This window comes from Luteolibacter sp. Y139, from assembly GCF_038066715.1.
Lineage (GTDB): Bacteria > Verrucomicrobiota > Verrucomicrobiia > Verrucomicrobiales > Akkermansiaceae > Haloferula > Haloferula soli.
Map to the genome: position 1 here is coordinate 134904 of NZ_JBBUKT010000012.1, position 15965 is coordinate 150868.

Below are 15965 nucleotides of genomic sequence, written 5' to 3' on the forward strand. Positions count from 1 at the left end.
GATCTACGCCGTGTCGACGGAACGTCGACACCCCAGAAAGGAAAGCGGCCACCCCGATCCGGGATGGCCGCCATGCCCAATTACCCTATGAATTCTATCAGGGAGCGGTGACGCTGGCGCGGAGGAAGCCCTTCGCAGGCGTCAGTCCATTCGATCCACCGAGACTGAAGCTGCGGTAGCTGTAGCCGGCTCCGGCGGGAGGAAGTCCCGTCGTGATCGCCGTCGGAACGGCATTCACGGTGACCGGGAAGCCGCTCAGCGTGGTGCTGCCGGCGATCGAGTAGGTGATCCCATCGGCCACCGACGCCGCGGTGGACGGCGCGCCATTGCCAAAGGCGGCAGTACCGGTGCGGATGGCCGCGGTCAGGATCAGCTCCTTGTTGCTATCTCCATCGATATCGCTATCGGCAGCGAAGACATAGATCTTGGTCCCCACGCCGCCACTGGCGGGATTGCCGCCGAACGCGAACTCGGTGATGTTATCCACGCCATCCTTATCCGGATCGGCGGTCTGGCCGATGATCGCCGGATTGGTCTCTCCCGGGAAGAAGCTATCAATCCAAGTGCCATAAGGCGTGCTGCCGGAGGTGGTGACACTGAGCAAGCCATCACCGCTGATCAGCGACGTTTCGAAGTTCGCACCGAGCGCAGCGATCGATCCAGGACGACCCCACTTGCCGACGGCTTGCGGAGCTCCGTTGATGAAGAGCTGGTCGATGACATCGGTGCCCGCGGCCGTGAGGATCAGCGTGCCTCCCGTATTCAGGCGGACGTCCGAGCCATCGGCGAAGGTTGAGGCGAGGTTCAGCGCGAGGGTGCCTTGCGAAACCGTGGTATCGCCCGTGTGGCCGATCGCACCGGTGATCGTCTGGAAGCCGCTGCCGGTCTTCACCAGGCTGAGGCCGCCACCGGTATTACCGGTGAAGGTGGCCGAGGCATTGCCATCTCCGATCGTCAAGGCGCCGCCGGCAGTCGAGGTGACGACACCCGAGCCGCTCAGGCCATTGATGGTGTCATTGAAGCCGCCAATGTTGAGCGTGCCATTGTTGACGACGCTGCCCTTCGTGGCACCGTTGGGGATCTGGTCGGTAGCGCCGAGGATCAGGAAGGTCCCGGCTCCCACCGTGGTGTCACCCACGTAGTCATTGGGATTCGCCGTCTGGTTCGCCAGGGTGATGGCAACCGAAGAGGCATTGAGTTGGAAGCCGCTCGGACCCGTGACCTGTCCGGTCAAGCGGGCAGCGCCGGTGTTGGTGAATGTCGCATTCGCCAGGTTCGCCGTGATGGTTCCGGAGAACGTGTGCCCCGCCGTATCCAGCCGGATGCCAACCTGATCGGTGCCCAGTGCGGTATTGAACACGATCGCGTTCGCGATGGTGTAGCCACCGGCGGTATCCAGCAGAAGGCCGGCCTTGTCGGTCGCGGTTTCACCGATAGTGATCGGACCGGTTCCGAACGGGCTGCTGACGATCGCTCCCGCAGAGCCCACCGTGACCGGTGCCGAAGTGATGCGAAGGCGTGTGCCGGTGGTGGTGCCGTGTGCCAAAAGCAAGCCGCCGGAGAACGTGTTCGGATTGTCGAGCGCGAGGATCGTGTTGCCGGTGTTGGCATTACGAACGGTGACCTTCACGGCCTTGTTAGGACCATTGAGGATCTTGTTGGAGATGGTGTTTGTCTGCGCGGGAATGGTGAGCGTGGAAACACCGGCTCCGGCACTGCTATCGGTGATGGTGGCCGTGGTGGCACCCGCACCGAGGTTGGTGAAGCTGGCATTGAAACCATTCAGGTCGAGCACGCCGGTTCCCGACATGTTCAGCAAGGCGCTGGCTCCGAAGGCACCTGCACTGCCTGCCTTCAGCGTCCCATCCGAAATGGTGGTGGTGCCGGTGTAGTTGCTGGTGCCAGAGAGCAGCCAGGTGCTGAAGCCGGACTTGGTCACCGCCGTCGCGCCGGACGTACCGGGGTTGTTGATCGCTCCCATCACTTGGTTGCCGGTGGCAGTACCGCCGAGCACCAGGGTGGTGGAGAAAGTCGCATTGGCAGTGTAGCCACCGAGAATGTGATTTCCCGTGGTGGGGTTCAGCGTCAGCACCCCGCCGCCGGCGACATTGTTGATGATCCCCGTGCCGAGCGAGTAGCCATTGCCACCGGTCACGTTGATCGTGGTGGTGTTCACGTTGAAGCCCGCCGGAGCGATCGTCAGGGTATTGCCGGTTCCCGAGCCAAGCTGGTTCACGTCGAGGGTGACCGTGGCGCTCCCCAGGCCGCCGAGACCATTGCCGCCGGAGAACGTGACCGGATTGTCAGAGCGGAGCTGGAGAATGCCACCCGCGTTCAAAGCCAGCGGCTGCACGGCGCCAACGGTCTCAACCGAAAGTGCCGAAGAGATGCCCGAGACCGTGTTTCCGGGATTCGCCTGGAGCTGGAGGATGCCATTGGAATTGATGACCGTGCGGTTGGCGCTGGCGGCAGGTCGGCCCGTGTTGTCACCCGAGAGCACCACCGTGGCACCCGCGTTGACGGTGAGCGCACCATCAAAGGTGTTGTCACCGGTCAGGCTCAGAAGGCCGGTGCCAGCGGTCAGCGAGCCGGTGAAGGTATTGTCTCCATTGAGAACGATGGAATTGCCGCCGGTGGCCACGTTGATCACATCGCTGCCATTGTCTGCGATGACCGAGTTCACCGTCAGCGGATGAGTCGGGCTGTCGTTGCCCAGATTGAGGGTTCCGAATTGGGTCGTGAGCATCCCTTGGTTGGCCGAGCTTCCGATCGTGAGACTGTCGGCAGTCGGCGTTTGCCAGATCGTTCCACCGCTGAAGTCGCCGACCATGAGAACGTCGGTGGCGTTGGCCGGAGCGATGGTGGCAGGCCCGGCGGTAGCACCCATCTGCAGGAAGCCGATCTGATTCAGCGGCGAATCGGTCAGAGTGATGTTCCCGGCGGTGCCGCCGTTCACGATGCGGACGATCGCAGCGGGATCGCTCGGGATCGTGCTCGGGCCGAGACGGGTGACGTCGGCATAGGCACCCGCGTAGGCCGTGATCGGACCGGCGAAGTCATTGGTGGAATTGGTGCCGATCACCGGTTGTCCGGCGACCATCACGCGAGCCCACGGCAGGATGCCGTTGGTATTGGTGCTGTCGGTCGTCGCAATGCTACCCGCGCCGAGTACCAGCGACGAACCAGCCCCTGCCGTCACGGTTCCGAGCTGGAGCTTCGCGCCACCGCTACTTTGGGTGACATAGCTGGTCTTGCCTCCCACCAAGGTCGTGGATCCCACGAATTCGGTATGGGTTCCGCCGGCCAGATCGAGCGTGCCGCCGTTGAAATTGAGGATACCGCCATCGGCAAGCTTCGAGCTATCGTTGATAGAGTAGTCGAGGCGGAGCGTGCCTTCGGTGATGGTGGTATTGCCGGTGTAGGTGTTGTTTCCGGAAAGGGTCCACGTGCCGGTGCCGGCGTCCTTCAGGACGTTGACCGGATTGGTGCCGTTGGTGATCGCTCCGGAGATCGTGCCGTTCGAAGCGCCGCGGAGATGGAAGCCGCGGTTGCTGGTATTCGCAGCGAGGGTGCCGGAGATCGTCAGGCTGCCGGCATTCGAAAGGAAGGCAGTGCCACCGCCGCCGGAAGTGGCGGTGAAATTGCCGGCGATCGTGTTGTTGCCCGCGTTGTTGATGATCGCTGCTTCACCGGGAATCGGCAGGGGATTCGGGAAAGAGAGCGCATCGAAGCTGGTGGTGAACGACAGGTTGCTGGCGAGCGAGATGTCACCGCCGCTGCCGTCGAGAACGAGCGAGCTAAGGCTGCTCGGGTTCGCGGACGGGACGACCGTGATGGTCTTGGGCCCCACGCCAAGGGCGGAGGAATTGGTGATGACGAGGTCGCCGGTATTGACGTTCACGCCGCCGGTGAAGGTGTTGTTGCCCGAGAGTGTCCACACGCTGGAGCCGTTGTTCTTGAGCACCGAGGTCCGGTTGACCACGCCTGCCACCGTGATGACGGCACCGGCGGTGCCAGCACCGGAAGCAGCGGGGCTGATGGTCACGACCTTGGTGCCGGTGTTGACCGCAGTCACGGTGGTACCGCCCGCGATCCCCGTTCCCGAGATCGTGGCTCCGTTCACGATGCCATCGACCGAGGCGAGCGTGATGGTGGTGGCTGCCGCGGCGAAGTTGGCCGCCAGCGTCGTCGTGCCAGCGGTGGCATTGTCCAGGATCTGGCCGGAGATTTCGCCGGTGCCAGCGGTGGATCCGTTGAGTCCGAGGGTTTTGCTGCCGAGGCCGCTCGCGGTCACATTGGCAGTGAGCTTGAGCAGGCCGGTGCCATTGTGGCTGATGCTGCCACCTCCAGTCGTGCCGCCGAGATCGAAGGTGCGGTTGGTGGTTTCACCGGTGCCGGTATAGAGGAGTGCGGAGGTGTTTCCGATACCGCCGAGCGAGACGACGGCATTCGTGCCAAGCGGACCGGACACGCCGGTGTTCTTGATGGTCGCGGAGCTGATATTACCCGCAAAGCTGCGCGTGGGTCCGCTGTAGGTGTTGTTACCCGTGAGGACGATGGTTCCGCCGCCGGCCTTGGTCAGCGAACGGGAACCGCCGCTTTCCGAAATGGTGCCGCTGATCGTCACCGGGCCGGAGTTGCTGCCGATGATGCCGTCCCCGGCTCCGGTCATGTCGCCAGCCAGCGTGATTGGCCCAGCCCAAACGGTGTTGAGGTTGTCGACGCGGAGCTGGCCGAGGGATTCCCCGGTATCGCCCCCCGCCAGCGTGACCGCGGCGTTGTGAACCCCGGCGCCGGCAAGAAGCGTGCCGTTGGCGAGGATGTTGATCGTCGCGGCCGCATTGTCCGCGCCATTCATCTGGGCCTTGCCTGCACCTGCCGCAGCACCCACGCCGATGTTCCAGATGCCGGTGAAATTGGAGTAGTCGCCGTTGAGAATGGTCGTGTTGGTTCCAGTGCCAAGGGCGGTGACATTGGTCGTGCCCGCGCCGCTCAACGCATTGCCCAAGCCGGTGAAGGTCACGTTGGCCTTGTTGACGTTCAGCGTCGCGTTGTTCACCACCGGGCCGAAGCCGAGCGAACCTTCATGGCTGGCGATCAGGGTGCCGGCGTTGATGGTGGTGGTTCCGGAATAGGTGCTGGCGGCGGTGCCATTCAGCGTGAGCGTGCCGGCACCGGCCTTGGTGAGTGAGCTCGCCGAACCGGCGTTGTTTGCGATCGTTTCCGCGATCGAGGCACTGTCACTTGCATTGGTCACCGTGATGGTGCTGGCGAGGTCATTGGCCAGAACGAATGATCCGGCACCCGCGCTCGTGACGCTGAAACCGGAGACCGCGAAGGTGATGTCATTCACCGTGTTGGTGGTCGTGACCGCGATGGCTTCCGGCGTGCCTGAACTTCCATCGAACAGCGCGTCGGAATTCTGGACCCAGGTGATGGCCCCGGGGCTCCAGTTTCCATTGCCGGCGGCGGTGCTCCAGTTGTTGGAGGGCCCGGCGGAATTCCACGTGAGCGTGGCGGCTTGCACCGAGCAAGTCAGTGCGGTCGTCAGTAACGATAGGCGCGCCGCGGAAGCCAGCGCTTGGGGATTGAATGGATACTTCATGGGTTTAACGGGGTTGGGTTGAAGCTGCTCACGGCTCTGCAAGGCCGTATGACAAATCACACTCAGATCCCCCTGTGATAAGGATTGGGGATTTTCCGAGGATCGATTCTTATGAGCCCAGCCGGTAGGGCTTAGTCAAATTGAATCACTGTCTATCCCCTTTTGGTGGGTACCCGATCCGGCATTTCCCTATGTAAAGTCCTAGGGATATTGCCTCACATAGCTCCTTCCGGGGAAAGACGGCGGACTGAATGCTTGTTATCGCCGCCCTCCAGCAGCCTGCGACGACCTTGTCCCTGAACGAGAACTTCCGCTAGATCCTTGCTGCCGCTATCAACAAGGTTCGCAGGAACCCGGACGCGGAAATCTTCCGGCAGATGTGCGCCAGGTGGGCGGCGGCGCTAGCGCTTCAGGAGCCAAGCCCCGGTGACAAACACCGCAGCTCCCGCCCATGCCGGAGCGAGGTGCCAGAAATCGAGGTAGCCGATCGGGTAGTGCACGCCGATCGCGCAGCCGAAGCCCACGATTCCCGCGGCGGTCAACGCCTGCCAAACATGCCTCGACGGTGCGGCCTTCCACAGGATACAGAGGACCGTCAGGCCGGTCGTGAACAAGCCACCGCCAAAGCCCGCTCGATCGTGCGCAATCAACGGGATCAGCCTCGGATTGATCGCATTGAGTTGCTCCCGCGTGTAGCCGATGAAATCCAAGTCGCTGGGGACGAAGACCAGCGTCATCCCCACGGTCAGGATCGTCGCTCCCGCCGCCACGAGGCCGCTCCCCCACATCATCCACAGCAGCCACCCCCACGCCTGCCGGCTGCGCCAGGACACGGGCCATGCAGCCGCCCTGAAATCCAGAGGCTTCGAGCAAAGCCGGCGGGTCTTCCATAAACCTGTCAGAGTGACCGGCAGCAGCAGCAAGGTGGCCCACGCGTGCCAGCCGTCGAGATAGCCGTAGCCAAGGTAGGCGAGGAAGCTGCCGAAGCCGGTCGCATTCGTGAGCGCCAGCGTCCACCACGCCCAGCTCTCGCCCTCACGCAGCGGGAAGAGCGCGAGCCACGCATAGAGCACGGCAATCGCCACCAGCACGCCGCCGAACGAAAGACGGTCGTGGATCATGAAGTGAACGATCCGGCATTGGTTCAGCTCGCATAGCGCCACCGGTTGCATGCCGAGGAACTCGACATCGTGCGGGAGGAAGTGTCCCGTCACCGAAAGAAAGATCGCACCACCACCCGAGAACAACAGCGCGATCGCCGTGAACAAGATCAAGGAGCGGCCGTCCCCGATCAACGCCGATAGGAAACTACGGGAATCATCGGAGTTCATCGCCACAGCACCACCGGTTTGAGTCCTTGCTCCTCGAAAAACGGATCGAGCCGCCTGGCAAGCTCCGGCCAGCGCTGGTGAGGAACCTGCGGGTAAAGATGGTGCTCGAGATGATAAAGGTGCTCCAAGCTCAGCCAAGCCACCACTTTCCCGCGAAACAAGCGAGTCTGCCGCAGCGGATCGTCGCCCGTCGCATCGTGCGGCATGAAGCTGGTCATGAACGGATACACCCAGCTTCCCGCCACGGTCACCGCCAGATAGATCATCCCGACCTGCGACCCGAGACACCATGCGGCCCACGCGATGATCACCGCGCCCTCGATTGCAATCCAAAGCCGCTTTCGTCCTGTCGTGTGCATGAGCGCCCACACCCACAGGCGAGGCTGGGCGATGAGGCCATCGAGCAAGGCGCGCCACCACGACATGCGAGCCGCGGCACCTTCCAGGTCATCTTCATGGGGAAACCTCCGGTGATGGTGCAGGTGCGATTCTCGAAACGCATGACCGGAGCGAAACGACAGCCCCTCGATCAAAAAGAGCAGCGTTTCATTCAGCCAAGCCGGCAGCCGCAGCGTGCGATGCACCAGGTCATGCGAAACGGATGCATACGTGAAGAAGCTCTGGAGCACGGCGCAGCCCAAGGCGATCACCCACCAGCCGCGCTCACCGGCGGCAAAGAAACCGGCACATGTGGCGAACGGGAGCACCAGGCAGCGGAAACGTTCCGCGGCCGATGTCTCCAACAGATCGAGACCCAGCGATTCCAGCGACGGCTTCTTCATGCCGTGTACCCGGGTTCATGCCGCAAGAAGCGGCGCATCATGGCGGTGGCGACAGCATCCGGCATCACCCGCATCTGGACATCCCGCCCCCGGCAAAGCAACGGATTTTCCCACTGGATCATGGTGCCGAGCCAACGCGACAGCGCCCATAATTTCCGCAGGCGCCAGCGACGTTTCCGCTCGAACTGGGCCATCGCATCGGGGCGGCCCCACTGCAAGGCGAGTTCCCAAGCATCCTCCAGCGCCATCGAAGCACCCTGACCCAGGTTCGGGCTCAACGGGTGAGCGGCGTCGCCAATCAGCACGACCTTTTCCTCGATCTGCCACGACCGCGGCGGGATCAGATCGCTGATCGGATGCTGGAGCAATTCCGCATCCGGCATGGTATCGAGAATCTCCGCAACAGGCGCATGCCAACCGGCGAAGTCCTCGCGGAGTTGGTCGATTCCTACCCGGTCACGACAGTTCGGCCCGGCAACGTTCGCGCTGGCATACCAATAGGTTCGCCCGCCGCCGACGGGTGCGATGCCAAAGCGCCTGCCGTGTCCCCAGCTTTCGCAGACACGCCCGCCTTCCCATCCCGCGGGAACATGGTCCACGAGCCCGCGCCAGCCGATGTAACCGAGATAGTGCGGTTCGCGCCCCGGCCAAAAGGAAGCCCGGATCTTCGAATGTGCGCCATCCGCGATGATGACCCGCCGTGCCAACCACTCGCGGCCGTCGGCGAGGGTCAGTGTCACGCCACCCGATGCAAACGAGCCCCGGATGACTTCACAGCCCGGCAAGACAGTCTCCCTTGGCAGGCAAGCCAACAACGCCGCCTGCAGATCACTGCGCCGCGTGCTCAGGCTATGTTCGCCGTCCCGCGGAATGGTCAGCGCGGAAAGCAAGCGGCCCTTCATGTCCCGCAGCTCCCATCGCGGCACGGACACCGAATGTCCCGCGCGTAGCCCGGCCAAGGCACCCAGACGCTCCAACACTGCACAACCATTCGGGCCTAACAGGAAACCCGCACCGATTTCCCGGAGTTCGGATGCTTGCTCAAGCACCACCGTTTCCACCCCGCGCTGGCGCAAGGCGATGGCCACCGCCAAGCCGGCAATGCCGCCTCCGACAATGACCGTTTCGGCGCTGTCACCCATGACGGCTCAGAGTTCCAGCATGTGCGCCACATGCGCGGCGGTGAGCTCGCCCATCGTCTGGCAATCGCGGAAGATGTCGGTGTGGTGATACTTCGCGAGATCGGCGGCGAGGGAGGCGACGTGCTCGCGGGGTGCAAGCTCCTCGCGGCGCATCACGCCTAACAGGGCCTTGAGGCGTGAGCCCTCGACCTTCGCGCGGCGGGTCATCTGGGCGTGTTCCTCGGCGACGTACTGGTCGATGGTCTTCCGGTTCAGGACATCGAAGGCGAGCTTGGTGATGCTCTTGTTAGAATCGAAGCGGTAGGCGAGGTAGATCTTGCCGCGGCGCTCGTAGCTCTGCTGGTCGAAGTCGATCGGCCGCACCCGGTACTGGATCTCCTCGAAGTCCGGAGTGATATCCACCACGTAGTTCACGCTGCGCATGTCGCCGAGCAGGCGGATGAAGCAGCGCTCGTTGAACTTGGTGAATTCCTTCGCGATGCGGACCTTGTTCAGCTCCGGCCGCGGCAGGTGATCCTTGAGAAAGACATCACCCGGCACCCCGGCGATGTGTTCCTCGATCAAGGTGTTGCCATTGACCAGGTAGTTGATGCGGTTCGGCGAGAGGATGTGCTCCAGCTCCAGGCCGTAGATCCGCGAGGCATCGGCCTGCTTCACGTAGAAGTAGTCCGAGTTGTCGTTGTAGAGGTTGGTGATGCGGATGCGGAACGGCCGCGAGTTGCCGAACTCGCCGAAATCGATGCGATCGACGGTGAGGTGCTCGTGAAGGTCCGACTCACCGCCGATTTTCAGCTCGGCATAGATCTTGGTGAGCTTCGGTCTCAGCTCCAGCATCAGCTCCTGCGGGTAGTACACCGAGAGCCAGAGCGTTTCCTTCCCGCGCGGATCCTCGTAGGGCATCGATCCGGCGAAACGCGTCAGGTCATCGTAGACCAGCGGGATATCGCGCAGGCGGTCGAAGTGATAGAGATACTGCCGGAGCGTGGGGGAGACGGTGTACTTGATCTTGCGGCGGGAGATCACGGGGGGAGGATGCCTGTTCGAGCTGAAAAGGCGAACACCTAACTTCAATGCCCGAACAAGCTTCCGTAGGCGCGCTGGTCACAGCGCAGAATGGTTATCGAGAAGCCGTCCTCTCACGACGGCTTCCGCGTTCCCGCGAACGCGCCTACGGTCGAAGACAGCGGTTCACTTCTCCTTCTCCGTCTTCAGCACCAGTTCCTTGAACTGCACCACCATCGCCGGGCCGGCGTGGATCTGCAGGGCGAGGATGCCTTCCTTCGGCGCGTTCTTGGTGTCGTTGTCGGTGACGTCCACGGTCTGCTTGCCGTTGATGAAGTGCTGCACGTGGTTGCCCTTGGCGATGATCTTGTAGTCGTTCCAGTCCTCGTCCTTGATGGCGGCCTGGATCTCGGCGGAGTCGCCGACCTTTCCGGCGAGCTGGGGCTTGCCGTTCTCGCCGACCTCGGTCTTCTCACCTCGCTGGGCGAGGATGCCGCGGCCCTTTTCCTCATAGAGGATGCCGCTGTAGGTCTTGCCGGCTTCGAAGTCCGCTTGATAGCCGCTCACGACGGGGCCAAAGGGTCCCGGCTCGACCAGCTTCGAGCGGTACTGCACGCCGCTGTTTCCCTTCTCGATGCGGTATTTGAAGGTCAGCTCGAAGTCGCTGACGTTCCCGCCTTTCCAGACGAGGAAGGTATTGTGGGAGATCTTGGTGTCGCCGCTATCGGTGGTCTTGCCGGTGATGGTGCCGTCCTGCACCGACCAGAGCTTGGGATTGCCCTCCCAGCCGGTGAGGTCCTTGCCGTTGAAGAGTTGCTTCTCGCCGGCGTGGAGCGTGGCGACGAACAGGAAGAGCGGGGCGATGAGTTTCATGATTCGCGTGGAGAACGCAGGGAATACATGAAACCTTTCTTTTCCCGGAGACGAGCCAAATCCGCGATGCGTCATCCCACGGCTTGCCTGCGCCTCAGGAGACCTGGGAGAGCCAAGTCCGCAGGTTGTAGTAATTGGTCACCCGCGTGATCTTGCCGATCCGTGCCTCAAAGAAGGCACCGACGCGAAGGTGGTAGGTCTGGCCTTTCGCCTCAGGCAAGCCTTCATCGGTGGCCAAGTATTCGCCGCGGATGTAGAACTCGGCAGCGGCACGGCTTTCCGGCCCGGTGAAAATCGCCAGGTCTTCCACCGTCTCGCGATAGCTGCGATCCATGCGCTCGAGGAAGGCGCGGAAGGCGTCCTTGCCGGTCTCGGCCTGGCCTTCGTTGACCTCGTGGACGACGTCGTCGGCCAGCAGTTCGAGCAGGGCTTCGCGGTCGCCGGAATTGAAGGCGGCGTAGTAGTTCTCGATCAGCGATTTCATGGGGAGAAATGGTCCCAGCCGCCAGTGAGGGAGGTCCCTTGGCCGCGGGGGAGGAGTTTGCCGACGATCGAGAGCGGAGGGAAGTCCTTTGGCCAAAGGGGGCAAATCGCCTTCCAGCGGCGCGGCGAGACGGTGAGGAGGAGCTCGTAGTCCTCGCCATCGCCGAGCGCCTGGGCGCGGGTGCAGCCGCGGGTGGCGGGGACCTCGCCGAGCTCGAAGCCGCAACCGCTGGCCTCGGCGAGGCGCGGCAGGTCTTTCGCGAGGCCATCGGACAGGTCCATCATCGCGGACGGCCGCAGGTGGCGGACCAACCAAGATGCCTCGGCGAGCCGCGGGGCGAAATTCAGGTGCTTGCCGCGGATCGAGCCGCCGAGGCGGCCGGTGACTGCCACGAGGTCGCCGGGCTTGCCGCCGCTGCGGAGAACCAGGTGCTTCCGCTCCACACTGCCCTCGCCCGCCACGGAAATCATCGCGCCGGAAGGCAGCCGCGAGGTTTCGCCGCCGGCCAAAACCCCGCCATAGGTCGCGAGGCATTTGCGGATGCCGCGGTAGAGGCCATCCATCCAGGCGACCGGCTTTTCGGGATCCACCGCCACGGTGACCAGCAGGTGCTCCGGCACGCCGCCCATGGCGGCGAAGTCGCTGAGCACGCGGGCCACCGACTTCCAGCCGACCTTCTCCGACGGGGTCTCAGGCAGGAAATGAACGCCCTCGACGATCGCATCCGTCTTCAGCAAGCGCAGCGGGCCGCGACCGGGATCGACCACCGCGCAATCGTCGCCCGGGCCCACGATGAGCTTCTCGCCACCGGGAAAGCCGCGCAGCAGCCGCGCAATCAGGGCGTCTTCACCGAGATCGCGGAGGCGCTTCTTCATGAGTCGGCCGGCATGTCGATGATGCCGGAGCGGGCGAGGAGTTGGATGGCCACCGTGGCCGCGTTGAAAAGGAAATGCACCGACATGCAGGCCAGGATCGAGCCCGTGAACTCGTAGAGCAGGCACAGGATCACCGCCAAAACGAACAGCGGCAGCAAGGCCACCACATGCCCGTGGGCCGCGGCGAAAACGAGCGAGGAAAAGACGATGCCGCCCGCCGGTCCGCAAAAGCGCTTGGCGGCGGGGTAGAGGTAGCCGCGGAACACGATCTCTTCCGCCATCGGCGCGACGAAGGCGGCCGTGACCGCCATCAGGGTGATCACCACCGGATTCTGCACCTCCTTGAAGACCTTCACCGCCTCCTGCACGGACTCGATGTGCAGGCTTTCCTCGAGCCACTTGTTCCACCCGGTCATGAAGAGCACCCCCATGAAGCACCACATGAAGAACACCGTCACGGGCGCGATGGCGAAGGCCAGCGGCCACTTCCGCCAGCGCAGGCCGAGCCATTCCACGATCTTTACCCGCCAGGTGACGAAGGCCAGCACCATGCCCATGATGAGGAGCTGGAAGATGATCGAGGCGACCAGCACCCCGGGCGTGTACTTCTTGTCCAGTGGCGTCTCGTCCGCTCCGGCATTGGCCGCGGTGAGGCCGGCAAAAATGAAGAAAACCAGCCCGATCAGCGGCAGGTCCAGCAAGCGATAGATCGCGGTGCTGACCTTGAAGAGGCCCTTCTTTGCCGGCACTTCCTCGGTCTCGGGAATCGGCGGCGGAAGCGTCCCGGGAGGTGCGTAGGGTGAATCGGAGTCGGGTCGCGGCAACGGCGGCGTCGCCACCGGGTCGGCCGCGGGAATGGAGAGCGCGGCATCCTCCGCGGATATTGTAGGCGGTTCGTCGGAGGGCCGATCGAAGGGCTCCACCTTTCCGAACATCGTCCGGATCGACCAACTCACCAAAAAAACCACGGCGGCGGCTCCAAAGGTCCCCAGAATGATGGCGTCAGGACCCGAAACGGAAGGCGTGGCAGCGATGAAAAATTCCATTCGGCGGCGGCAATGTGGCGGCCAGACAGAAGCGGAGCCAGCGGGAAATGGGCGCAGATATTTTTAGTTAATAAATGATGATGGTTTGATAAGCTTGCGGTTTTCCAAAAAATCAGGATGGTCGCGGCACCGAATTTCCCTCCGTGTCCAAGCAGGCCGCCAACCCCTACCGCTCGATCCTGCGCAGGCACATGCCGGAGCCCTTGCTCGCGCTGCTGATCTTCGTGATGGGCGTGTGGCTGTGGGACAATCACTTCGGCCCGAAGTACGGCTGGGAAGACGGGGTCGGGCGCATGGCCCTGCGCAAGGCCGACCGCGAGCTGCGGCTGGCCGAAACCGCTGGCGACCTGCCCGAGCTGCCGCGGAAGCTGCTCGGCATCCCGGACCGGGAGCATGCGCTGACGCATGCCATCCTCTCGCTGGAGATGCTGGAAAACGATCGCACCCTCGATGAAGACGGGGCCTTCGCGCTGGGGGTGCTGCGAGTGGTGCGGAAGAACGACGGGGCCCTGATGCCGCCGCCGCCCGATCCGGATCTGATTTTCCGCAGGGTCGCCCAAGGAAGCGATTCGTGGTGGGACCGCGAGTACCTGACCCAGCTGGGATCGGTCCGGCGCGACGGCACGGTCCAAGCGATGCCCGAGCGCTCGAAGGACCCCCGCAGCCGCGAGGTCGCCCTGCGGGCGGTGTTGTCCCGCGGCGCGGTATGGCTACTGGCCCTCTGCGGCCTGGCATTCCTGCCCGCGGTGGTGCGCGGCTACTGGACGGCGCTGCGCAGCCAGCCACGTGGCTACATCGGGCACTGGCCGACGGCGCTGGGGCTGGGGGTCTTCCTGCTCGCGTATCTCGCGTCGATTGGCTTCGGGAAGGCCCTCGATCTCCTGATTTCGCAAAAATGGACCGGCGAGGGCGGCCAGCCGGTGTCAATCGCGCCCGGGCTTTTCGCCCTGATCGATGCTGCCACGCGGTTCCTGCCGGCCTTGCTGGCGTTCGCCTTCCTCTTTCGCAAGGGCCGCCACGTCTACACCCGGCTGGGGCTGAATGCCGCGCCGGATGGCAAGCTGGTGCTCGGCAGCTTCGCCCTGCTGATGATCGCGGACCAAGTGCTGCGCCACTTCATGCTCGGCGCTGACATCCCGGACGACCCCGCCGGCGGGCTTTCTGAAATGGAGGAAGGGCCGTGGGGCCTGGTGCTGGCCCTTACTTCCGCCTGCCTCGCTGCCCCGGCCGCGGAGGAAATCCTCTACCGCGGGGTGCTCTTCCGCTCGCTGGCCAATGGCCTGCGGGTGCCGGCCGCAACTTTGATCTCCGCGGCGGTGTTCGCCGTCGTTCACTTTTACGATGGCTACGGCCTGACTTCCGTCGGCCTGCTCGGCGTTGCCTGCGCGCTCTGTTTCGCGGGTTCCGGCAGGCTGGTGACAGCCATCTGCCTCCATGCACTGTATAATTTCGCGATCAAGGTTCCTGAATGGATCGTTTATCATGCGCCGCTATGAATTGACGACTGGGTTCCACTCGCCATCGACATTTGAAACCTGTATTGCAGCCTCCCGAGATTCATGAGTTCCACTTCCTTCGAAGCGCCGTCGCTGGAAGTCCTATCCGGACTATTGCCCGCGTACGAGTTCGACTCCTTCATTGCCCAAGGTGGCATGGGAGCGGTCTACAAGGCCCGCCAGCGGGCGCTTGATCGCGTTGTGGCGATCAAGGTGCTGCCGCGCGAACTCGGCGAAGACCCCGTTTTCCGCGAATCCTTTGAGACCGAGGCCCGGGCGATGGCCCGCCTGAACCACCCGAATCTCATCGGCGTCTACGACTCCGGAGATATCGACGGCATGCTCTACATCGTGATGGAGTATGTGAACGGCAAGTCGCTCTACCACTCCGCCTACAACTTGGCGGTGGATCCCGAGCAGGCGGCCGCACTGGTGAAAGGCATCTGCGACGGTCTCGCCCACGCCCACGAAAACGGCGTCATTCACCGCGACATCAAGCCGGCGAATATTCTCCTCAACGAGAAGGTGGTGCCGAAGATCGGCGACTTCGGCCTGGCCCGCCCGGCCGATGCCGACAGCCCCGGTCTGATCATGGGAACTCCCGGCTACACCGCGCCGGAGATCTATGACAACCCGGAGCACTTCGATGTCCGGACCGACATCTACGCCGTCGGTGTCATTCTTTACGAGCTGCTCACCGGCCACAAGCCGGAGGACGAGGACATGCAGCCGCCGTCCAACCTCATCGGGTGCGACAAGAAGCTGGATGTCATCTGGCAAAAGTCCACCGACCCGGAACCCTCCCGCCGCTACAACAGCGCCGAGGAAATGTCGAACGACCTGGTGGTCTGGGCGAACCGCGTGCCGGAAACCTCGACCCTGCGGATTGTCCATCGCGCAGGCGGACCGCTTCCGCATACGCCTCACGTGGGTCCTCATGTCCCGCACGTGCGCTCCGCCCACGCCGCCATGCCGCGACGTGCGCCGGTGATGATTCAGAAAAAGAAGAAGGCGGACCTGACCGTGCCAATCATCATCGCCCTGATCGTGATCGGCGGTGGCGGACTGGTCTTCTTCCAGAAGGGCAAGTCCGACAAGGAAAGGCTCGAGATCGAGGCCAAGCGCGAGGCGGTCGAAAAGGAGAACGCGAGAATTCGCGCCATCAACGAGGAGACGAAGCGAAAGAAGGAGAAGGGAGAAGAGGCCAAGCCTGACCCCAGTACGATTCGCTTCGCTCCGGAAACCAAGCCGGAACCGGCCCCGACGTCCACCGCACCGCCCAAGGGCGCGGAACCTGCTCCGCCTCCGTGAGGCAACCGTCGTACCCCT

The 15965-nt window shown here is 63.4% G+C and carries 11 protein-coding genes; 2 read left to right on the forward strand and 9 right to left on the reverse strand.

Annotated elements, in window-relative coordinates; genetic code table 11:
• Positions 1-97: 97 nt before the first annotated feature.
• The 9 genes from WKV53_RS24000 to WKV53_RS24040 all read right to left on the reverse strand — a co-directional run bounded on the left by WKV53_RS24000 (position 98) and on the right by WKV53_RS24040 (position 13140).
• A complete protein-coding gene (locus tag WKV53_RS24000; protein WP_341407366.1) occupies positions 98-5605 on the reverse strand; it encodes a beta strand repeat-containing protein in 5508 nt (1835 codons plus the stop codon).
• 401 nt (positions 5606-6006) lie between these two features.
• On the reverse strand, positions 6007-6936 hold the full coding sequence (locus WKV53_RS24005) for a hypothetical protein (protein ID WP_341407367.1): 930 nt from the start codon (positions 6934-6936) through the stop codon (positions 6007-6009).
• A complete protein-coding gene (locus WKV53_RS24010; protein WP_341407368.1) occupies positions 6933-7718 on the reverse strand; it encodes a fatty acid desaturase family protein in 786 nt (261 codons plus the stop codon). The genes WKV53_RS24005 and WKV53_RS24010 overlap by 4 nt, the downstream gene beginning before the upstream one ends.
• On the reverse strand, positions 7715-8860 hold the full coding sequence (locus WKV53_RS24015) for an FAD-dependent monooxygenase (protein ID WP_341407369.1): 1146 nt from the start codon (positions 8858-8860) through the stop codon (positions 7715-7717). Before WKV53_RS24015 ends, WKV53_RS24010 begins: the two co-directional genes overlap by 4 nt.
• Positions 8861-8866: 6 nt before the next feature.
• Positions 8867-9883, reverse strand: a complete 1017-nt coding sequence (locus tag WKV53_RS24020) for a hypothetical protein (protein ID WP_341407370.1) — start codon at positions 9881-9883, stop codon at positions 8867-8869.
• Between the two features lie 165 nt (positions 9884-10048).
• The gene (locus WKV53_RS24025; RefSeq protein WP_341407371.1) at positions 10049-10735 is read right to left on the reverse strand and encodes a 3-keto-disaccharide hydrolase; all 687 of its coding nucleotides are present in this window, start codon (positions 10733-10735) and stop codon (positions 10049-10051) included.
• A gap of 94 nt (positions 10736-10829) precedes the next feature.
• Positions 10830-11219 carry a ketosteroid isomerase-related protein gene (locus WKV53_RS24030; protein WP_341407372.1) on the reverse strand — a complete coding sequence of 130 codons (390 nt, stop codon included), beginning with the start codon at positions 11217-11219 and terminating at the stop codon, positions 10830-10832.
• A complete protein-coding gene (locus WKV53_RS24035) occupies positions 11216-12094 on the reverse strand; it encodes a thiamine-phosphate kinase (RefSeq protein ID WP_341407373.1) in 879 nt (292 codons plus the stop codon). The genes WKV53_RS24030 and WKV53_RS24035 overlap by 4 nt, the downstream gene beginning before the upstream one ends.
• Positions 12091-13140 carry a CPBP family intramembrane glutamic endopeptidase gene (locus tag WKV53_RS24040; protein ID WP_341407374.1) on the reverse strand — a complete coding sequence of 350 codons (1050 nt, stop codon included), beginning with the start codon at positions 13138-13140 and terminating at the stop codon, positions 12091-12093. The genes WKV53_RS24035 and WKV53_RS24040 overlap by 4 nt, the downstream gene beginning before the upstream one ends.
• Before the next feature lie 143 nt (positions 13141-13283).
• On the opposite strand from WKV53_RS24040, the gene WKV53_RS24045 reads away from it, so the two are divergent.
• Both WKV53_RS24045 and WKV53_RS24050 read left to right on the forward strand, forming a co-directional pair.
• Positions 13284-14636: a CPBP family intramembrane glutamic endopeptidase gene (locus tag WKV53_RS24045; RefSeq protein WP_341407375.1), complete on the forward strand. Its 1353-nt coding sequence runs from the start codon at positions 13284-13286 to the stop codon at positions 14634-14636.
• Positions 14637-14699: 63 nt separating this feature from the next.
• Entirely contained in the window at positions 14700-15947 is a 1248-nt protein-coding gene (locus tag WKV53_RS24050) for a serine/threonine-protein kinase (RefSeq protein ID WP_341407376.1), read from the forward strand.
• The last annotated feature ends 18 nt before the right edge of the window (positions 15948-15965 follow it).